Genomic DNA, 19,198 nt, shown 5'->3' with positions numbered 1-19,198 from the left:
CGCGGCGGAACCCACGGGCGTGGGTCGCGGCGGGCGCTGTGGTCGCTGGCATGCCACCAAAGGTGGCGGGTGGGGCACCCGACTGTCAACTCAATGCCCGATTTGGCGGTAATGTTTCACCTCATCCGGTTACAGTGCGCGGAGAAAGGTTTGTTCATGCGCGGACCAGGAGAGATGGCGCTTCGACCGCGCCCGTAAACATGGCGACGCCCGTGCGATCGGCCGTGGCCGTTCGTCACGGTCCGTGATCGGACTGTGATCCGGGTCGCTTCCTCGGCCGGATCGCAACAAGATCCAAGTTTCGGACGTCCTTCCCTGACGGAGGGACGTGCGGCACGGTCAGACCGGCGGCATGTGTCACGTTTTTTGGTGATTTGAACACTTTCCGCATAGGCTTGGTTCCGCAGAGTGAATACGGGGCCCAATAGCAGATCTCCGCTTGACTCGCACAGAGCACAAACTTGTAATTTCACTCGTGTCGTTCGGCCGGGTTCGCAACGGCTACACCACGGGGACGCACAGAACAGACGAGGGGCGCACATGACCGAGTTGTTCCAGGAACTGCTGGTCGAGGACGCGGACGAGGAACTCGGCTGGCAGGAGCGCGCGCTGTGCGCCCAGACCGATCCCGAGTCCTTCTTCCCCGAGAAGGGCGGCTCGACCCGCGAGGCCAAGAAGGTCTGCCTCGCCTGCGAGGTCCGCTCCGAGTGCCTCGAATACGCCCTGCAGAACGACGAACGGTTCGGCATCTGGGGCGGCCTCTCCGAGCGCGAGCGCCGCCGTCTCAAGAAGGCCGCCGTCTGAGCGGGACCCCGCCCCGGACCGCGTCCGGGCCCCCCGCGCCACCGCGCGCGCACCACGAATTCCCGAACGGTCCGCCCCCTGTGCTTCGTCCACAGGCGGCGGACCGTTCTGCGTGCTCTGTCCACAGGGCGCCGTCCACAGGGGCGGACCGTCCCGCGTGCAGCCGTTAGTGTGGGCCTCCGTCCGAGACGCTCCCCCACGCCCTTCACGGGCGACCCCGGCCGGAGGGCCCGTAGCTCGATGTCCTCAACTCCTGAGTTTCCGCGACACGTCGTCACCGCCGTGCTCGTCACCCACGACGGCGCCCGCTGGCTGCCGGACGCCCTCGCCGGGCTGCTCGCGCAGGAACGCCCCGTGCAGAACGTGGTCGCGGCCGACACCGGCAGCGCCGACGACTCGGCGCAGCTCGTCGCCGACGCCGTCGGCGCCGACCGCGTCCTGCACCTCGCACGCCGCACCGGCTTCGGCGCCGCCGTCGAGGAGGCAGCCCGCACCGCGCCCGTGCTCGGACCCGAGGACCTGGCCTACCTGAAGCGCCCCAGCGGCTGGGACCCCGTCAGCCGGACCTGGAACGACGACGCGTACGACCTGCCCGAACTCCCGCACGGCGAACCGGTGCAGTGGCTCTGGCTGCTCCACGACGACTGCGCCCCCGAGCCCGGCGCCCTCGCCGAACTCCTCCGCGTCGCCGACTCCGACGCGGACGCGGCCGTCATCGGCCCGAAGCTGCGCGGCTGGTACGACCGGAAGCAGCTCCTGGAGACCGGCGTCTCCATCGCCCGCAGCGGCCGCCGCTGGACCGGACTCGACCGGCGTGAGCAGGACCAGGGCCAGCACGACCAGATCCGCTCCGTCCTCTCCGTCTCGACCGCGGGCATGCTCATCCGCCGCGACGTCTTCGAGGAGCTCGGCGGCTTCGACCGCCGCCTGCCCCTCATGCGCGACGACGTCGACCTGTGCTGGCGCGCCCACTCCGCTGGCCACCGCGTCCTCATCGCCCCCGACGCCGTCCTGCGGCACGCCGAGGCGTCCGCCCGCGAGCGCCGCACCGTCGACTGCGCCGGCCGCACCGCCGCCAACCCGCACCGCGTCGACAAGGCCGGCGCCGTCTACACCCTGCTCGCCAACAGCCGCGGCGCCGCCCTGCCGTACGTCCTCCTGCGGCTCGTCGTCAGCACCCTCTTCCGCACCCTCGCCTACCTCGTCGGCAAGGTCCCCGGACAGGCCGTCGACGAGGTCATGGGCCTCTTCGCCACCCTGCTGCGGCCCGAGAAGATCCTCGCCGCCCGCAAGCGCCGCAAGAACCCCGCCGTCCCCGCGAGCGAACTCCGCCCCCTCTTCCCGCCGCCCGGCGCCACCGTCCGCGCCGCCGCCGAGCAGCTCGCCGCCAACTTCGGGGGCGGCGACGCCGACTCCGGCGGCTCCCGCCACGGCGTCGTCGAGTCCGGACCCGGCGGCGACGACGCCGACTACCTGGAGATCGAGCAGTTCGCCCGGCTCAAGAAGATCGCCCGCAAGCCCGGCCCGGTCCTCTTCGGCCTCCTGCTCCTCATCTCCCTCGTCGCCTGCCGCAACCTCTTCGCCGGCGGCTCGCTGGCCGGCGGCGCCCTGCTGCCCGCCCCCGACACCGTCTCCGGCCTCTGGTCGCGGTACGCCGACGCCTGGCACGCCCTCGGCACCGGCGGCACCCAGAGCGCCCCGCCCTACCTCGCCGTGCTGGCCGCGCTCTCCGCGCTGTTCCTCGGCTCCACCTCCACCGCGCTGACCCTGCTCCTCGTCTGCTCGGTCCCGCTCGCCGGCTTCACCGCGTACTTCGCCGCCCGTGGCATCGTCGAGTCCAAGCTCCTCCGCGCCTGGGCCGCCATCGCGTACGCCTTCCTGCCCGCCGTCACCGGAGCCCTCGCCGCCGGCCGGCTCGGCACCGCCGTCCTCGCGATCCTGCTTCCGCTGATCGCCCGCGCCGCCGTCGCCGCCCACGGCTTCAACCGGCCCGACCGGGGCAGCTGGCGCGCCACCTGGGCGTACACCTTCCTGCTCACCTTCGCGATGGCGTTCACCCCGGTCGTCTGGCCGCTCGCCGTCCTCCTCGGCCTCGGCGTCCTCGCCGTGCGCCGCACCGACCTGACCGCGTACGGGCTCCGCTTCCTCGCCGCCGTCGGCACCCCGCTCCTCGTCCTCGCGCCCTGGTCGCTCACCCTCCTGACCGGCCCCTCCGCCTTCCTGCGCGAGGCCGGCCTCGACGTCCGCACGGGCACGGCAGGAGCGCTCGACCTGCTCGGGACCAGCCCCGGCGGCCCCGGCACCACCGGCGGCCTGCTGCTCATCGGCCTCGTCCTCGCGGCCCTCGCCGGACTGCTGCGCGAAGAGCGCCGGCAGGCCGTCCACACGGCCTGGGTCGCGGCCCTCGCCGGCCTCCTCCTGGCCGCCGTCTCCAACGGCGCGGGCGGCACCGGCTGGGCCGGACCCGCCACCCTCGTCTACGGCGCCGCCCTCCTGGCCGCCGGCATGATCGGCGCCGAGGGCGGCCGCAACCGCGTCGCCGCCCACGGCTTCGGCTGGCGCCAGCCCGTCGCCGCCCTCATCGCCCTCGCCTGCGCCGCCGGCCCCGCCGTCGCCGCCGCCGGCTGGATGATCGGCGGCGCCGACGGCCCGCTGACCCGGCGCGACCCGGTCCAGGTCCCGGCGTTCGTGGCCGAGGAGAGCGGCACCCGCGACCAGCCCCGCACCCTCGTCCTCGGCGGCACCACGCCCGGCGAGGTCGCCTACACCCTGGTCCGCGGCTCCGGCGCCCGCCTCGGCGACGGCGAGCTCACGGCGGCCGCCGCCGCCGACCCCCGCCTCGACGAGGTCGTCGCCCACCTCGTCGCCGGCTCCGGCGCCGACCAGACCGAGGAGCTCAGCGGCTACGCGATCCGCTACGTCCTCGTCCGCGACGGGGCACCCCGCCAGGTGAGCCGCGTCCTCGATGCCACCCCCGGCCTCAGCCGCCTCAGCCAGCTCGACGGCAGCGCGCTCTGGCGCGTGGACCGCGAGATCGCCCGCATCATGATCGTCCCGCCCGCGGCCAAGACGGACGCGGCCACGACGGACGCCGCCGATGCCGACGCGGCCAAGACCGACGCCGCCAAGCCCGTCGCCGTCGCCGCCGGCCCCGTCGAGGCGCACACCGCGATCCCGGCCGGCCCCGAAGGCCGCGTCCTGCGCCTCGCCGACCGCGCCGCCGAGGGCTGGACCGCCACCCTCGACGGCAAGGAACTGCCCCGCACGACCGTCGACGACTGGGCCCAGGGCTTCCGGCTCCCCGCCCAGGGCGGCCGCCTCGACCTCACGTACGACGAGCCGCTCACCCACACCGTGTGGATCTGGACCCAGGTCGGCCTCGCCGTCGTCCTGCTCGTCCTCGCCCTGCCCGGCCGGCGCCGCGAGATCGACGACGACCTGCCCGAGGAGGACCTCGCGATCCCCGCCCAGGCGACCGACGGCGACGGCCGCCGGGCCCGCCGCCTGCGCGCCGCCGCGGAGGCCGAGGCGGAGACCGCGGACACCCCGGAGCACGAGCCCGCCGCGATCCCGGAGCAGCAGACCCACGAGCCCGGGGAGTGGGACGGCGGCCACGACCCGGCCTACGCCCAGCCCCAGGCCGCCGACCAGACCCAGGTCCAGTCCCAGCCGTACGCCGACCAGGGCTACTACCAGGAGTACGCCGCCGACCCGTACCAGCAGCAGCCGTACGCGTACCCCCAGCAGGGATACGAGCAGCAGCCGTACGCCGGCCAGGGCTACGCCGAGCAGCCCTACCCCGGCCAGGGCTACGAGCAGCCGCAGCAGCAGTACGACCAGCAGCAGGGGTACGACCCCCAGCAGTACGACCAGCAGGCGTACGACCCGTACGGCTACGGCTACGGACACCCCCAGGGCCACGAGACCGAGCAGCGTCCCGACGGGAGCAGCAACCAGTGAAGCGCACGACCCTCTCCCTGATCGCGGGCGCCACGGCCCTCGCCGCCGTCACCGGCTTCGCGGCCCTCACCGCCCCGGCCGGCACCGCCGCACCCGAGGCGAGGACCCCCACCCGCCTCCCGGTGGAGCGCGCCGGCCTGCTCTGCCCCGTGCCGAGCACCTCCGAGGTCGCCGAGACCGTCTACACCTCGTACACCCCGCCGGTCGCGGGTGCGGGCGCGAAATCCGGCACCGGCTCCGGCAAGGCCGAGCAGCCCACGGCCCGGCTGGCGCCCGCCGAGAACGCGACCCCCTCCGGCGGCACCGCCAAGGGCGGGAAGAAGCCCAAGGCCCCCCAGGCGCCCGCCACCGTCACCGCCCCCGGCAAGCCCGTCACCGCCGAGGCGAACGGCCCCGCCGTGCCCGCCCTCACCGGTGCGGCGACCGGCGCCCTCGCCCCCGGCTGGACCGTCCAGCAGACCACCGTCGTCGAGGCGGGCGGCGCGCGCGGCCTCCTCGGCCTCTCCTGCGGCGCCCCCGACACCGACTTCTGGTTCCCGGCGGCCTCCACCGCCAAGGACCGCCAGGACTACGTCCACCTCACCAACCCCGACGACACGGCCGCCGTCGCGGACATCGAGCTGTACGGCCCCGAGGGCGCCCTCAAGTCCCAGTTCACCGAGGGCATCCCCGTCCCCGCCCGCTCCACGGTCCCGGTCCTGCTCTCCACCCTCACCGCCGAGACCGCCAAGCCCGACGTCACCGTCCACGTCACCACCCGCAGCGGACGCGTCGGCGCGGCCATCGGCTCCGCCGACGAGAAGCTCGGCAGCGACTGGATCGCCGCCGCGGCCGACCCGGCGGGCACCGCCGTCCTGCCCGGCATCCCCGCCGACGCCACCTCCGTACGGCTCGTGGCCTTCGCCCCCGGCGACGACGACGCCGACCTGAAGGTCCAGCTGGCCACCACGGCCGGCACGATCGTCCCGGCCGGCGCCGGGTCCCTGCACGTCAAGTCGGGTATGACCGCCTCCGTCGACCTCCCCGACCTCACCCGCGGCGAGGCGGGCTCCCTCGTCCTGACCCCCGGCGACCCCAAGAAGTCGACCCCGATCGTCGCCGCCCTCCGCGTCGTCCGCGGCAAGGGCGCGAACAGCGAGGTCGCCTTCATCCCGGCGACCCCGGCGATCTCCGCCCGCGCCACGGTCGCCGACAACCGCGCCAAGGCCACCACGCTCTCCCTGACCGCCCCCTTCGCCGCCGCCGAGGTGAAGGTCACCGCCTCGGCGGGCTCCGGCGGCGGCACGCCCGTCTCCCGGACGATCAGCCTCAAGGCCGGCACGACCACCGCCCTCACCGACCTCGTCCCCCAGGGCCTCAAGGGCGGCTACGCGCTCACCGTCGAACCCGTCTCCGGCGGCAAGGTGTACGCGGCCCGAACCCTCGCCCTGCCCCAGGACGGCGTCCCGATGTTCACCGTCCAGACCCTCGTCGACGACCGCGGCACGGTCGAGGTCCCCGCCGCCCACCAGGACCTCGGCGTCCTGGACTGACCACCGGGCCGCGGATGCGGGCGGGCCGGGCACCGCCCGCATCCGGAGGGGCGCTGCCCGTACCGGGGCCGGGTCTGCCCGTATCAGGCCATTCCGGATCCCACCCGTATCAGGCGGGTTCCGGTTCCGGCCCGTATCGGGCCGGGGTCAGTCCTGCCCGTACCGGGGATCGACCGACTCGGGGGAGAGCCCCAGGAGCTCGGCGACCTGCTCCACGACGACCTCGTGGACCAGGAGCGCCCGCTCGTCCCGGCTCTTGGAACGGATCTCGACCGGGCGCCGGTAGACGACGACCCTGGCCGGCTCGTCCTTCTCCGCGGGCGCCGAACCGCCCAGCGGCACCGTCTCGCCCGGCACGGTCGGAGGCACCTCCATGACCATGAAGTCGACGTCCGCCAGCTGCGGCCAGCGCCGCTCGAGGCGCTCCACCGAATCGAGGACCAGGTCGCGGAACGTGTCGGCCCGGCTCGCCGAGAGCGGCACCTGCGGCGGGGCGACGGGTCCCCGCATCCCGCGGCCGTGCCGGTCGCGGCGGCGGACCCGAGGCTCCGCCGGGGGCTCCGCGGCGGGCTCCGAGGGGCGGTGCGAAGGGTTCGGCGGCACAGGACTGTCCATCACTGACGCAGCGTAACCCTCATCGGTCCCCGCGCACCGTGGCGCAGCCTCGCCACCCCTTCGGGCGCCCCCGTACCACCCCCGCCCCAGCTGTCGAAACCTGAACATTCCGACCGGCCTCACGCCCGATTCGACGGCCCGTCACGATCGGCCATCTGGCCCTGGTTGACCGGTTTTGTATCCCCGATTGTCCGGAACGCTCCGTGCCCGCACCCCCCTGGAATCCCTCCCTCGCAGGTCAGAGCGGGCGCCGCGAGAAGGGGGGTGGCGCAGGTCACATCGCGACACGGTGGAGTGACCTGAGGGAGAGTCGTCGCGGCCCGGTCAAGAGTGCGGTACCGTCCAACGTCGTGAGCCCTGTACGTCGCTGTTCGCGCACCGCGTGCGGCCGCCCTGCCGTCGCGACACTGACGTACGTCTATGCCGACTCGACTGCGGTCCTCGGCCCGCTCGCCACTTACGCCGAGCCCCACTGCTACGACCTGTGCGCCGAGCACAGCGAGCGCCTCACCGCCCCGCGCGGCTGGGACGTGGTGCGGCTCACCGACCCCTCCGCCCCCGCCCGCCCCAGCGGTGACGACCTCGAAGCCCTGGCCAACGCGGTACGCGAAGCGGCCCGCCCCCAGGAGCGCGCCGCCGACACCGGCGCCAAGGGCATCGGCCGCCCCGGCGACCCCATGGAAGTCGGCCGCCGCGGCCACCTCCGCGTCCTCCGCTCCCCGGACAACTGACCCGGGCGCGGGGAACCGCCCCGGGCGCCCCCGCCGGGCGCCCGATCCGCCAACCGCCCCCGGCAACTGCCTCCGGCCCCCCGGCAACTGACGGCGACTGGCTCACCGCGGCGTCCGGCCGCGTGATTCCGGCCCCGTCGTCCCCGCGGCGTCGAACCCCGGCCACCCGTCGTCTCCTGGCAGGCGCGGCCACCCCAGGCCATGGCACGCTGTCTCCGCCCAGGTAGTTTGGGCGGTCCTTGCACAGGCGCCGCAACCGCGTGCCGAGAACTCAGGAGAGTGGATCCGTGACTGTCGATCTGTCGCAGATCGTGAAGGCGTACGACATCCGCGGAGTGGTACCCGACCAGTGGGACGAGACGCTCGCCGAGCTGTTCGGCGCCGCCTTCGTGCGGGTGACGGAAGCGGACGCCATCGTCGTCGGTTACGACATGCGCCCCTCGTCGCCCGGCCTCGCGAACGCCTTCGCGCGCGGCGCGGCCCGCTTCGGCGCCGACGTCACCCTCATCGGGCTCTGCTCCACCGACCAGCTGTACTTCGCGTCCGGCAGCCTCGGCCTGCCGGGTGCGATGTTCACGGCGTCCCACAACCCGGCCCAGTACAACGGCATCAAGATGTGCCGCGCCGGTGCCGCCCCCGTCGGCCAGGACACGGGCCTCGCCGACATCCGGGCGCTCGCCGAGGAGTGGACCGCGACGGGCGCGCCCGAGGCCGCCGCCACCCCCGGCACGATCAGCGAGCGCGAGACCCTCGACGACTACGCCGCCCACCTCAAGGGCCTCGTCGACCTCACCGCGATCCGCCCGCTCAAGGTCGTCGTGGACGCGGGCAACGGTATGGGCGGCCACACCGTCCCGACCGTCTTCGCGGGACTCCCGCTCGACACCGTGCCCATGTACTTCGAGCTCGACGGCACGTTCCCGAACCACGAGGCCAACCCCCTCGACCCGAAGAACATCGTCGACCTCCAGGCCCGTGTGATCGAGGAGGGCGCCGACCTCGGCCTCGCGTTCGACGGCGACGCCGACCGCTGCTTCGTCGTCGACGAGCGCGGCGAGCCGGTCTCGCCGTCCGCGATCACGGCCCTGGTCGCCGCCCGCGAGCTCGCCAAGAACCCCGGCGGAACGATCATCCACAACCTGATCACCTCGTGGTCCGTCCCCGAGGTCGTCCGCGAGAACGGCGGCGAGCCCGTCCGCACCCGCGTCGGCCACTCCTTCATCAAGGAGGAGATGGCCAAGAGCGGCGCCATCTTCGGCGGCGAGCACTCGGCGCACTACTACTTCAAGGACTTCTGGAACGCGGACACGGGCATGCTCGCGGCCCTCCACGTCCTCGCGGCCCTCGGCGGCCAGCAGGGCCCCCTGTCCGAGCTGGTCTCCGCCTACGACCGCTACGCCTCCTCCGGCGAGATCAACTCCACCGTCGCCGACCAGGCCGCCAGCACCGCCAAGGTCAAGGCCGCCTACGCGACCCTCGACGGCGTCACCTTCGACGAGCTCGACGGCCTCACCGTCACCTCCGCCGACTGGTGGTTCAACCTCCGCGCCTCCAACACCGAGCCCCTCCTCCGCCTCAACGTCGAAGCCCGCGACGAACCCACCATGACCAAACTCCGCGACGAAGTCCTCACCCTCGTCCGCTCCGCCTCCTGACCCACCCCCCCGAACAGCCCCACCCCTCACAGGGCCGGGGCTGTTCGCACACCCCCACCCGCCCCCGGCCGCACCCGCCGCCCAGGTTGTGGGCATACGTCCGCCAAGGCCGGAACGGGTGGGCACAACCCCCACAGAGCGCCGCCCCCTCCTGCTCGTCCACCCCGAGGCCCGGCACCTCCGCCCCGGCAACCCGCACCCGCCCGCGGCTGTGTCCGCCGCTCCGGCCATCGGACCCCTGGCCGTGGCCACCCCGGCCGCACCCGCCGCCCGGGTCGTGGGCATACGTCCGCCAAGGGTGGAACGGGTGGGCACAACCCCCACAGAGCGCTGCCCGCCCCCGCTCGCCCACCCGGCCGCGCCCCCACCGGCGCCGACCGGCGGCCCGCCCGCACCCCTTCCCCACCCCTCCCGACGGCGACCGGCAGTCCTCCGCAACCCCCTTCCCACCCCGACCGACGGTGACCGGCAGCCCACCCGCCCCCTCGTCGCCCGCCGGCCAGGCGTCCACAGGCCTGGCGCCTACCCGCGCACCCTGTTTCCCGGCGGTAGGCTGACCTGGCCCGAAGGGCAGCACCACCACCGTTTGTTCGAAGGGACACCCCATGCCGCTCGAAGCCGGCCTCCTGGAGATCCTGGCCTGCCCCGCTTGCCACGCTCCCCTGAACGACCGCACGGCGGACGAGACCCCCGAACTCATCTGCACCAGCCCCGACTGCGGCCTCGCCTACCCGGTCCGCGACTCCATCCCCGTCCTGCTCACGGACGAGGCACGCCGCCCGGCCTAGGCCCACCGCCGGGACCCGCCCGGCACAGGCCAGGCAAGCCACAGGGAGCGAGGCGACGCCCGCCGACCCGGCACCAGGCGCAACGGCAGGTGGCCGGCCGCCCCGTCGAACAAGGGCCCGTCACGGGGCGGTCACCCCACGGGGCCCGTCCCTCCAGGGGCCGACTGCTTCCCGGGGCCGCCCGGGGCCTCCCCGGCGCCCCCCGATGGCCACCCCCAAGGGATCCGCCGCCGACGGCGAGTACCCCCACGGGAAAACCCCGCACCTCTGCCCACCCAGCGGTACGGGTGGTGCGGGTGGGAACCGACAACGCCCAGCCAAAGGCCGGGCACGACCACCAGCACCCGCACCACCACCAGCAACCGGCACCGGCACCCCCCACCAGCAACCGCACCCCGCACCCCGCACCCCGCAAGGCCCTCGCACCCCGCCAGGGGACCCGTACAGACCCGGGAGGCACCGCCACATGCTCGACGAGAACCTCCTCGACGCTCCGGACGCCCTCGCCCTCGCCGACCGCAGAGGCCTCCTCCGCGGTGCCGCAGAAGCAGGCGCACGGGTGCGGACCGCGGCCCGCCACGCGGCCGAGGCCGGCATCACGGACCTCCACCCGGAAGGCCGCCCCCGCGCGGTCCTCGTCGCGGGCCCCGGCACCGCGGCCGCCGGCGTCGCGGATCTGATCGGCGCGCTCGCCGGAGCGTCCGCCCCGGTCGTACGCCTCCAGCCGACCGGTGTCGCCCCTGCCGCGGGCGCCCTGCGCTGGACGCTGCCCGGCTGGGCCGGCTCGGTGGACCTGCTGCTGCTGCCGACCACGGACGGCGCCGAGCCGGGCCTCGCGCTCCTCGCGGAGCAGGCCTACCGCCGCGGGATCACGGTCGTCGCGGTCGCCCCGAAGGCCTCTCCGCTCGCCGAGGCGGTCAACGGCTCGCACGGACTGTTCGTGCCGATGGCCGTGGCCCCGAACGAGACGCCGAACGAGTTCGGCGAGAACCTCTCGGCGAGCCCCGGCGCCCTGTGGGCCCTGTTCACCCCGCTGCTCGCGCTCCTCGACCGCGTCGGCCTCCTCGAGGCGCCGCCCGAGACGCTGGAGAAGGTCGCGGACCGCCTCGACCGCACGGCCGAACGCTGCGGCCCGGCCATCGCCACGTACGGCAACCCGGCCAAGACCCTCGCCGCCGAGCTCGCGGACTCGCTCCCGCTGATCTGGACGGAGGGCAACGCGGCGGGCCCCGCCGGCCGGCGTTTCGCCGCCGTCCTCGCCGAGCTCGCCGGCCTGCCGGCCCTGGCGGCCGAACTCCCCGAGGCCCTGCCCGCGCACGGCGTCCTGCTCGCCGGCGACTTCGCGGCGGGCGCCGACCCCGACGACTTCTTCCGTGACCGCGTCGACGAGCCGCAGGCCCTCCGCGCGCGCGTGGTCCTGCTCCGCGACCGTCCGGGCGGCGGCCTCACCGCGGCTCCCGCGGCCCGTGAACTGGCGCTCGGCCACGAGACGGCCATCAGCGAACTGGAACCGGAGGAGGGCGGCGATCTGGAGACCCTCGCCGAACTGCTCGCCGTGACCGACTTCGCGGCCGTCTACCTCTCGCTCGCCTCGGCCGGCATCCTGCCGCCCCCGACACCGCCCCGCTGACCCTCTCGTCCGCACGAGACGCACCGAAAGCTGGAAGACCTCCCATGGACCGCCTCGTCAACACCGTCCGCCCCTACGCCTGGGGATCCACGACGGCCATCCCGGAACTCCTCGGCCTCGCCCCCACCGGCGAGCCCCAGGCCGAGATGTGGATGGGCGCCCACCCCGGCGCCCCGTCGCTCACCGAGCGCGGCCCGCTGAACGAGCTGATCGCCGCCGACCCCGCGGGTGAACTGGGGGAGCCGGCCGTCGAGAAGTTCGGACCGCGGCTGCCGTTCCTGCTGAAGGTCCTCGCGGCCGGCGCCCCCCTCTCCCTCCAGGTCCACCCCGACCTCGCCCAGGCGCAGGCCGGTTTCGCCGCCGAGGAGGCCGCGGGCATCCCCGTCGACGCCCCGCACCGCACGTACAAGGACGCCAACCACAAGCCCGAGATGATCTGCGCGCTCACTCCGTTCGACGGGCTGTGCGGATTCCGCGACCCCGTCGAGGCCGCCGACCTCATCGCCGGGCTCGGCGTCGACAGCCTCAAGCCGTACGTCGACCTCCTCCACGCCCACCCCGAGGAGGCCGCGCTCCGCGAGGTCCTGACGGCCCTGCTCACCGCCGACCCGGACGAGTTGGCGCACACCGTGGCCGAGGCCGCTGCCGCCGCCGACCGCCTCGGCGGCGACTACGCCCCGTACGCGAGCCTCGCCCACCACTACCCGGGCGACCCCGGCGTCCTCGCGGCGATGCTCCTCAACCGCGTACGGCTCCAGCCCGGCGAAGGCCTGTACCTCGGCGCGGGCGTCCCGCACGCCTACCTCGACGGCCTCGGCGTCGAGATCATGGCCAACTCCGACAACGTGCTGCGCTGCGGGCTCACCCCCAAGCACATCGACGTCCCCGAACTCCTGCGCATCGTCCGCTTCGAACCGGCCGACCCCGCCGTCCTGCGCCCCGAGGCCTCCCCGTCCGGCGAGGAGGTCTACGAGACCCCCATCGACGAGTTCCGCCTCTCCCGCTTCGTCCGGGCGGAGGGTGCGGCCCCGACCGACCTCACCGCCGCCACCCCGCAGATCCTGCTCGCGGTCGCGGGCCGCCCGAAGGCCGGCGAAGTGACCCTCGCACCCGGCGAGTCCGTCTTCGTCCCGGCGGGCGAGCCGGCCGAACTCACGGGTGAGGGGACGGTCTTCCGCGCCACCGTCGTGGCCTGATGCGACAATGACCGGCCGAACCGCGGCGACCGAGCCGGAGCATCGACGAAGGGACCACGTACACCCATGAGTGCGTCAGGCGGAACCAAGGCGATCGTGGCGGCACTCGCCGCCAACCTCGCGATCGCCGTAGCCAAGTTCGTGGCGTTCCTCTTCAGTGGGTCGTCGTCGATGCTCGCGGAGAGCGTCCACTCGCTCGCCGACTCCGGCAACCAGGGCCTGCTCCTCCTCGGCGGCAAGAAGGCCCAGCGCGAGGCGACTCCGCAGCACCCCTTCGGCTACGGCCGCGAGCGGTACATCTACGCCTTCCTCGTCTCCATCGTGCTCTTCTCCGTCGGTGGCATGTTCGCCATCTACGAGGGCTACGAGAAGATCAAGCACCCGCACCCCATCGAGGCCTGGTACTGGCCGGTCGGCGTCCTGGTCTTCGCGATCATCGCCGAGTCGTTCTCCTTCCGTACGGCCATCAAGGAGTCCAACGAGATCCGCGGCGGCCTCACCTGGACGCAGTTCGTCCGCCGCGCGAAGGCCCCCGAGCTCCCGGTCGTCCTCCTGGAGGACCTGGGCGCCCTGGTCGGCCTCGTCCTCGCCCTCGGCGGCGTCGGCCTCGCCCTGGCGACCGACGACGGCGTCTGGGACGGCATCGGCACCCTCTGCATCGGCGTGCTGCTCATCCTGATCGCCCTCGTCCTCGCCGCCGAGACCAAGTCGCTGCTCCTCGGCGAGTCCGCCGGCGTCGACCAGGTGAAGAAGATCGAGGATGCCGTCGTCGACGGCGAGACCGTCACCCGCCTCATCCACATGCGCACCCTCCACCTCGGCCCCGAGGAGCTCCTCGTCGCCGCGAAGGTCGCCGTCCAGCACGACGACACCGCCACCGAGGTCGCGAACGCCATCAACGCCGCCGAGGAGCGCATCCGCGCCGCCGTCCCGATCGCCAGGGTCATCTACCTGGAACCCGACATCTACAGCGAGTCCGCCGCCTCCGCCGGCCGCAACCCCGCCAAGAGCCCGGGCGGCGACGGCCACTGAGCCCCGAACCCGACAGAGGCCCCCAGGACCGGAGAACCCCGGCCCCGGGGGCCTCTCCGCGTGCCCCGCACTTCCCGTACGAGTGTGGGGCGCCGCACCGATCGGTGTAGATTCGTGACTGCCAGACGTCGCTGCTGATGGCGGTCGGGCGGTCCACGTGACCGGCCGAGGGAGAGAGGGCCTCCGACGACTGCACCGCGGTACACCCGGGCATTCGTATGCCGTCGCTGTGCCACATCGCGGTGCCAGGCGTTCCAACCGACCCTCGAACCCGAATCCACGAGGAGCAGCTCCAGTCATGACGACTGTCGCCAGCCAGCAGGACTTCAAGGTCGCCGACCTCTCCCTGGCCGCCTTCGGCCGCAAGGAGATCACCCTCGCCGAGCACGAGATGCCCGGCCTGATGTCGATCCGCCGCGAGTACGCCGAGCAGCAGCCGCTCGCCGGCGCCCGCGTCACCGGCTCCCTGCACATGACCGTGCAGACCGCCGTTCTCATCGAGACCCTGGTCGCCCTCGGCGCCGAGGTCCGCTGGGCCTCCTGCAACATCTTCTCCACCCAGGACCACGCCGCCGCGGCCATCGCCGTCGGCCCGAACGGCACCCCGGAGAACCCGCAGGGCGTCCCGGTCTTCGCCTGGAAGGGCGAGACCCTGGAGGAGTACTGGTGGTGCACCGAGCAGGCCCTCACCTGGCCGAACTCGCCCACCGGCGGCCCGAACATGATCCTCGACGACGGTGGTGACGCCACCCTCCTCGTCCACAAGGGCGTCGAGTTCGAGAAGGCCGGCTCCGCCCCGGACCCGTCCACCGCGGACAGCGAGGAGTACGGCCACATCCTCCGTCTCCTCAACCGCACCCTCACCGAGAACCCGCAGAAGTGGACCCAGCTGGCGTCCGAGATCCGCGGCGTGACCGAGGAGACCACCACCGGCGTCCACCGCCTGTACGAGATGCAGCAGGCCGGCGACCTCCTCTTCCCGGCGATCAACGTCAACGACGCCGTGACCAAGTCGAAGTTCGACAACAAGTACGGCTGCCGCCACTCCCTCATCGACGGCATCAACCGCGCCACCGACGTCCTCATCGGCGGCAAGACCGCCGTCGTCTGCGGCTACGGCGACGTCGGCAAGGGCTGCGCCGAGTCCCTCCGCGGCCAGGGCGCGCGGGTGATCGTCACCGAGATCGACCCCATCTGCGCCCTCCAGGCGGCGATGGACGGCTACCAGGTCACGACCCTCGACCAGGTCGTCGAGACCGCCGACATCTTCATCACCACGACCGGCAACAAGGACATCATCATGGCCGCCGACATGGCCAAGATGAAGCACCAGGCCATCGTCGGCAACATCGGCCACTTCGACAACGAGATCGACATGGCCGGCCTCGCCAAGACCCCGGGCGTCGTCAAGGACGAGGTCAAGCCGCAGGTCCACACCTGGACCTACCCCGACGGCAAGGTCCTGATCGTCCTCTCCGAGGGCCGCCTCCTGAACCTCGGCAACGCGACCGGCCACCCCTCCTTCGTCATGTCGAACTCCTTCGCGGACCAGACCCTGGCCCAGATCGAGCTCTTCACGAAGCCGGAGGAGTACCCGACCGACGTCTACGTCCTGCCGAAGCACCTGGACGAGAAGGTCGCCCGCCTCCACCTCGACGCCCTCGGCGTCAAGCTGACGACCCTCCGCCCCGAGCAGGCCGCCTACATCGGTGTCGAGGTCGAAGGCCCCTTCAAGCCGGACCACTACCGCTACTGATGCCCCGACCGGCGGCGCCCGCGCACCGACGCGACGCCGCCCCGGACACCCGTAGAGGATCCAGGCAGGCCCCCCGCACCCCCGTGCCGGGGGGCCTGCCCCGTCCCGCCCCCGCTACCGCACCCGGAAGCGCCCCCTCCCGAGGACCGACCCATGCCCCGCGGCCGATATTCGCTCCATGACCCGCACGACCACACCCCCCTCGGTGAAGAGCACTTCCACTGCGCCCCCGGCCCGTCCGGCTGGCGCTACGTCTCACAGACCACCACCCCCTCCGGCGACCACCGCGGCTCCGTCGACCTGGCCGTCGACGAACTCGGCCGCCCCATCCGCCTCGAACTCCACGCCGCCGGCTGGCAGGTCCGCGGCGCGGCCCTCGACGGCGTCACCTGGGTCCGCACGGACCCCACCGGAACCCACGCCACCGAAGGCAATGTGCGCGCCCACGCCTTCACCGGCACCTCCCCGGCGTTCCTCGTCGCCCTCACGCGACTCCTGCGTCTCACCTCCGATTCCCCCGAGACCCGCGTCAGGCTCGTCGCCATCACGGACCCGGTGCTCGCCCCCCGTACGGTCGACCAGTCCTGGGCCTTGCTGAGAAGTGAAGCGCACGCCACTGACAGTGGCCCCCTGACGGTGGACGAATACCAGGTCAGCGCCCTGGACACGGGCGAACGCCACACCGTCCACATCGCCGGCGACGTGGTCCTCTCCGCCCCCGGCATCGAACTAGAAGCCCTCGAGACCCCACCCTCGGTCTTCCCCTGACCTCACCCCGCAGGTAGGCACCTGTCCGCCCTGCAGGCACGCGGCAGCCCTCCCCGCAGGTGGTACGCGGCTCCCCGCCCCGCAGGCAGCCGCCTGCCCACCCTGCAGGCACGCGGCTGCGCCTTCAGACAGGTCGACCACCCCCTCCGCCCTCAGGCAGGCGGCGCGAACCCCGTCCGCCGAGCCCCCGACTCCTCCACCCCACCGGCGACGGGCCGATCCACCACCAGCGGAACGACCGCCGACTCCGCCCCCACCTGGGGAGCGCCGAGTGAAGAATCCTCGTGCGAGGGAGTGCCGCCCGGATCGGCGAAGCCCGACGCTGCAACGCCCGACGCTGCAACGCCGGGCGCTGCGATGCCGGGTGCTCCGACACCAGGCTCCGCGATGCCCAGGACCCCGGCCTCGGGGAACGCACCACCCCGCGGCACCCCCGCCCGCGCCGCGAACGCCCGCCGCGCGTCCCGCGCCTGCCGCTCGGCCACCACGCCCGCGAGATACGCGTCGGCCGGCACTCCCGGCGGCGGAGGCGTCCCGGTCCGCGCCACGAGCTCGTCGGCCAGCCGCTCCGCGAGCCGCCGTCCCACGGCCGGATCCAGCTCGCGCGCCCGCGTCAGGTACTGCCGCACCTCCAGCCACAGCGCCTCGGGCACCGCGGACAGATCGAGCCCGGCGAACCGCCCCGCCAGCCACGGCGGCGGAGGAGGTACGGCCATGACCCGCGCCGCGGGTATCCGCTCCCGCACCACCAGGGTCCCCGCGAACACGTCCCCGAGCCGCCGCCCGCGCTCCGACACCAGAGACGCGACACAGGCGATGACACCGAACGTCATGAGGATCTCCACGACCCCCAGCGCCCCGCGCACCAGCGCGTGCCGGAACCGGACCGGCCCCCCGTCGTCCCGCACCACCCGCAGCCCACAGGCCAGCTTGCCCAGCGAGCGCCCGTGCGACAGCGTCTCCACCGCGATGGGCGCCCCCACGAGCACCAGCAGGAAGGACGCGATCGACACGGCCATCACCGCGGCCTCGTCCAACGAGGCGGTGGCGACCGCGAGCCCGAGCGTGATCAGCAGATAGACCACCCACACGACGACCAGGTCGATCAGCACCGCCAGCGCCCGACTCGGCAGCCGCGCCGGCTGCAACCCCAGCACGACGGCGTCCCCCGTCACCAACCCACTCACGGCGCCCACCCTTCTCCGGCCTTCCCGACCCCTCCGCACGCCAGTCTGCCAAGCTGACCCGCAGCGCGCCGCAGTAGTACGGACCCGTCCGCAGCCAGTGCCTGGAGCAGCAGCCGATCATGGACCTCGACGTCTACGTCACCGCCCACCGCGCCGAGTGGGAGCGCCTCGACCACCTCCTGCGCCGAGGCGGCAAGCTCACCGGCGCCGAGGCCGACGAACTCGTCTCCCTCTACCAGCGCACGGCCACCCACCTCTCGATCGTCCAGTCCAGCACCCCGGACCCGATGCTCACCGCGCGGCTCACCCAGCTCGTGGCCCGCGCCCGCGCCACCGTCACCGGCACCCGCCGCTCCTCCTGGCGCGACGCCGTCCGCTTCCTCACCGCCGGCTTTCCCGCCGCCGTCTACCGCTCACGCCACTGGTGGATCCCCACCGCCGTCCTCTGCACGCTGCTCGCCGCCCTCATCGGCTGGTGGATCGGTACGCACCCGGAGGTCCAGGCCGCGATCGGCGCCCCCTCCGACCTCCGCGAGATGACCCGCCCCGGCGGCCAGTACGAGACGTACTACTCCAGCCACCCGGCAGCCTCCTTCGCCGCTCAGGTCTGGACGAACAACGCACAGGCCGCCGCCATGTGCCTGGTCCTCGGCGTCTTCCTGGGCATCCCCGTGCTCGGGGTCCTCTTCCTGAACGTGCTGAACCTCGGCGTCGGCATCGGCCTGATGTCCTCCGCCGGCCGCCTCGACGTCTTCCTCGGCCTGGTCCTCCCGCACGGCCTGCTCGAACTCACCGCCGTCTTCGTCGCCGCCGGCACCGGCCTCCGCCTCGGCTGGACCGTCATCGATCCGGGCCCCACCACCCGCCGGGCCGCCCTGGCCGAGCAGGGCCGCGCCGCCATCGGCATGGCCATCGGCCTCGCCCTCGTCCTCTTCGTCTCCGGCCTCATCGAAGGCTTCGTCACCCCCTCGGGCCTCCCCACCTGGGCCCGCATCACCATCGGCATCGCCGCTGAGCTGGCCTTCCTCGCCTACGTCTACGTCCTCGGTGCCCGCGCCGCCCGTTCCGGCGACACCGGCGACCTCGACGAACCCGACCGCAGCGCCACCCTCCCCACCGCCGCCTGATGTGCGGACCACCCCTCTGACCTGCTAGTGTCCTCCGGTGCCCACAAAAGCCGTTGACACGGCGCGCGTGGGGAGGTAGATTCAAACGGTTGCCTAGAGCTGGACAGTTCGGCAGCAATCAAGTAGAGTCTTACTCACTCCGATTGGGAATTCGATTCCACGGAGTCACCCCGATTCCTATTCGAATCACGAAAGCCACCGATTAGGTCGGCCCAAATGATTCTGATAAAGTCGGAAACGCCGAAAGGCCCCCGGAGCGAAAGCAAAAGGGACCGGAAAGCACCGAGGAAATCGGATCGGAAAGATCTGATAGAGTCGGAAGCGAAGGAAGCGCCCGGAGGGCCTGGAAACAGGAACGAAGGAAGCGTCCGCACCTTGAGAACTCAACAGCGTGCCAAAAATCAACGCCAGATTAGT

At 73.2% G+C, this 19,198-nt stretch carries 14 protein-coding genes; 12 read left to right on the top strand and 2 right to left on the bottom strand.

All coding sequences use genetic code 11. The features are described 5' to 3' along the window. The first annotated feature begins 540 nt into the window (after positions 1–540). The 3 genes from ACFCY7_RS26570 (at position 541) to ACFCY7_RS26560 (ending at position 6,296) form a co-directional block, all read left to right on the top strand. Positions 541–804: a WhiB family transcriptional regulator gene (locus ACFCY7_RS26570; protein WP_015033978.1), complete on the top strand. Its 264-nt coding sequence runs from the start codon at positions 541–543 to the stop codon at positions 802–804. A gap of 240 nt (positions 805–1,044) precedes the next feature. Beyond that, entirely contained in the window at positions 1,045–4,764 is a 3,720-nt protein-coding gene (locus ACFCY7_RS26565; RefSeq protein ID WP_376488570.1) for a glycosyltransferase family 2 protein, read from the top strand. After that, complete coding sequence (locus tag ACFCY7_RS26560) at positions 4,761–6,296, top strand: DUF5719 family protein (RefSeq protein ID WP_376488569.1); 1,536 nt, start codon at positions 4,761–4,763, stop codon at positions 6,294–6,296. Before ACFCY7_RS26565 ends, ACFCY7_RS26560 begins: the two co-directional genes overlap by 4 nt. A 147-nt stretch (positions 6,297–6,443) precedes the next feature. Here ACFCY7_RS26560 and ACFCY7_RS26555 read toward each other — a convergent pair whose 3' ends face one another. Further along, positions 6,444–6,911: a metallopeptidase family protein gene (locus ACFCY7_RS26555; protein ID WP_376488580.1), complete on the bottom strand. Its 468-nt coding sequence runs from the start codon at positions 6,909–6,911 to the stop codon at positions 6,444–6,446. 350 nt (positions 6,912–7,261) lie between these two features. Between ACFCY7_RS26555 and ACFCY7_RS26550 the strand changes: the two genes are divergently transcribed. The 8 genes from ACFCY7_RS26550 (at position 7,262) to ACFCY7_RS26515 (ending at position 16,467) form a co-directional block, all read left to right on the top strand. Further along, a complete protein-coding gene (locus tag ACFCY7_RS26550) occupies positions 7,262–7,642 on the top strand; it encodes a DUF3499 domain-containing protein (RefSeq protein ID WP_376488568.1) in 381 nt (126 codons plus the stop codon). Positions 7,643–7,929: 287 nt separating this feature from the next. Continuing rightward, a complete protein-coding gene (locus tag ACFCY7_RS26545) occupies positions 7,930–9,297 on the top strand; it encodes a phosphomannomutase/phosphoglucomutase (RefSeq protein WP_376488567.1) in 1,368 nt (455 codons plus the stop codon). A gap of 605 nt (positions 9,298–9,902) precedes the next feature. Continuing rightward, positions 9,903–10,085 (top strand): Trm112 family protein, encoded by a 183-nt coding sequence (locus tag ACFCY7_RS26540; RefSeq protein ID WP_376488566.1) that lies wholly within the window; start codon positions 9,903–9,905, stop codon positions 10,083–10,085. A gap of 466 nt (positions 10,086–10,551) precedes the next feature. After that, positions 10,552–11,715, top strand: a complete 1,164-nt coding sequence (locus ACFCY7_RS26535; protein ID WP_376488565.1) for an SIS domain-containing protein — start codon at positions 10,552–10,554, stop codon at positions 11,713–11,715. A 44-nt stretch (positions 11,716–11,759) separates the two neighbouring features. After that, on the top strand, positions 11,760–12,911 hold the full coding sequence (gene manA, locus ACFCY7_RS26530) for a mannose-6-phosphate isomerase, class I (RefSeq protein ID WP_376488564.1): 1,152 nt from the start codon (positions 11,760–11,762) through the stop codon (positions 12,909–12,911). Positions 12,912–12,977: 66 nt separating this feature from the next. Next, the gene (locus ACFCY7_RS26525; protein ID WP_376488563.1) at positions 12,978–13,943 is read left to right on the top strand and encodes a cation diffusion facilitator family transporter; all 966 of its coding nucleotides are present in this window, start codon (positions 12,978–12,980) and stop codon (positions 13,941–13,943) included. A gap of 298 nt (positions 13,944–14,241) precedes the next feature. Further along, positions 14,242–15,699 carry an adenosylhomocysteinase gene (ahcY, locus tag ACFCY7_RS26520; protein ID WP_376488562.1) on the top strand — a complete coding sequence of 486 codons (1,458 nt, stop codon included), beginning with the start codon at positions 14,242–14,244 and terminating at the stop codon, positions 15,697–15,699. Between the two features lie 153 nt (positions 15,700–15,852). Beyond that, positions 15,853–16,467, top strand: a complete 615-nt coding sequence (locus ACFCY7_RS26515; RefSeq protein ID WP_376488561.1) for a hypothetical protein — start codon at positions 15,853–15,855, stop codon at positions 16,465–16,467. 152 nt (positions 16,468–16,619) lie between these two features. Here the strand turns inward: ACFCY7_RS26515 and ACFCY7_RS26510 are convergent, their stop codons facing one another. Further along, positions 16,620–17,654 (bottom strand): RDD family protein, encoded by a 1,035-nt coding sequence (locus ACFCY7_RS26510; protein ID WP_376488560.1) that lies wholly within the window; start codon positions 17,652–17,654, stop codon positions 16,620–16,622. 119 nt (positions 17,655–17,773) lie between these two features. On the opposite strand from ACFCY7_RS26510, the gene ACFCY7_RS26505 reads away from it, so the two are divergent. Continuing rightward, on the top strand, positions 17,774–18,781 hold the full coding sequence (locus ACFCY7_RS26505) for a stage II sporulation protein M (protein ID WP_376488559.1): 1,008 nt from the start codon (positions 17,774–17,776) through the stop codon (positions 18,779–18,781). Positions 18,782–19,198 lie beyond the last annotated feature (417 nt).

It is taken from the genome of Streptomyces sp. NPDC056361 (genome assembly GCF_042262805.1).
Classification (GTDB): domain Bacteria; phylum Actinomycetota; class Actinomycetes; order Streptomycetales; family Streptomycetaceae; genus Streptomyces.
Note: the sequence above shows the minus strand (reverse complement) of the source record. Positions and strands in the feature narration are given on the sequence as shown.

Bases quoted from the DNA above. Each gene is read 5' to 3' on its own strand.
- ACFCY7_RS26570 (WP_015033978.1), top strand. From the start codon at position 541: ATGACCGAGTTGTTCCAGGAACTGCTGGTCGAGGACGCGGACGAGGAA.
- ACFCY7_RS26565 (WP_376488570.1), top strand. From the start codon at position 1,045: ATGTCCTCAACTCCTGAGTTTCCGCGACACGTCGTCACCGCCGTGCTC.
- ACFCY7_RS26555 (WP_376488580.1), bottom strand. From the start codon at position 6,911: ATGGACAGTCCTGTGCCGCCGAACCCTTCGCACCGCCCCTCGGAGCCC.
- ACFCY7_RS26540 (WP_376488566.1), top strand. From the start codon at position 9,903: ATGCCGCTCGAAGCCGGCCTCCTGGAGATCCTGGCCTGCCCCGCTTGC.
- ACFCY7_RS26535 (WP_376488565.1), top strand. From the start codon at position 10,552: ATGCTCGACGAGAACCTCCTCGACGCTCCGGACGCCCTCGCCCTCGCC.
- manA (WP_376488564.1), top strand. From the start codon at position 11,760: ATGGACCGCCTCGTCAACACCGTCCGCCCCTACGCCTGGGGATCCACG.
- ACFCY7_RS26525 (WP_376488563.1), top strand. From the start codon at position 12,978: ATGAGTGCGTCAGGCGGAACCAAGGCGATCGTGGCGGCACTCGCCGCC.
- ahcY (WP_376488562.1), top strand. From the start codon at position 14,242: ATGACGACTGTCGCCAGCCAGCAGGACTTCAAGGTCGCCGACCTCTCC.
- ACFCY7_RS26515 (WP_376488561.1), top strand. From the start codon at position 15,853: ATGCCCCGCGGCCGATATTCGCTCCATGACCCGCACGACCACACCCCC.
- ACFCY7_RS26505 (WP_376488559.1), top strand. From the start codon at position 17,774: ATGGACCTCGACGTCTACGTCACCGCCCACCGCGCCGAGTGGGAGCGC.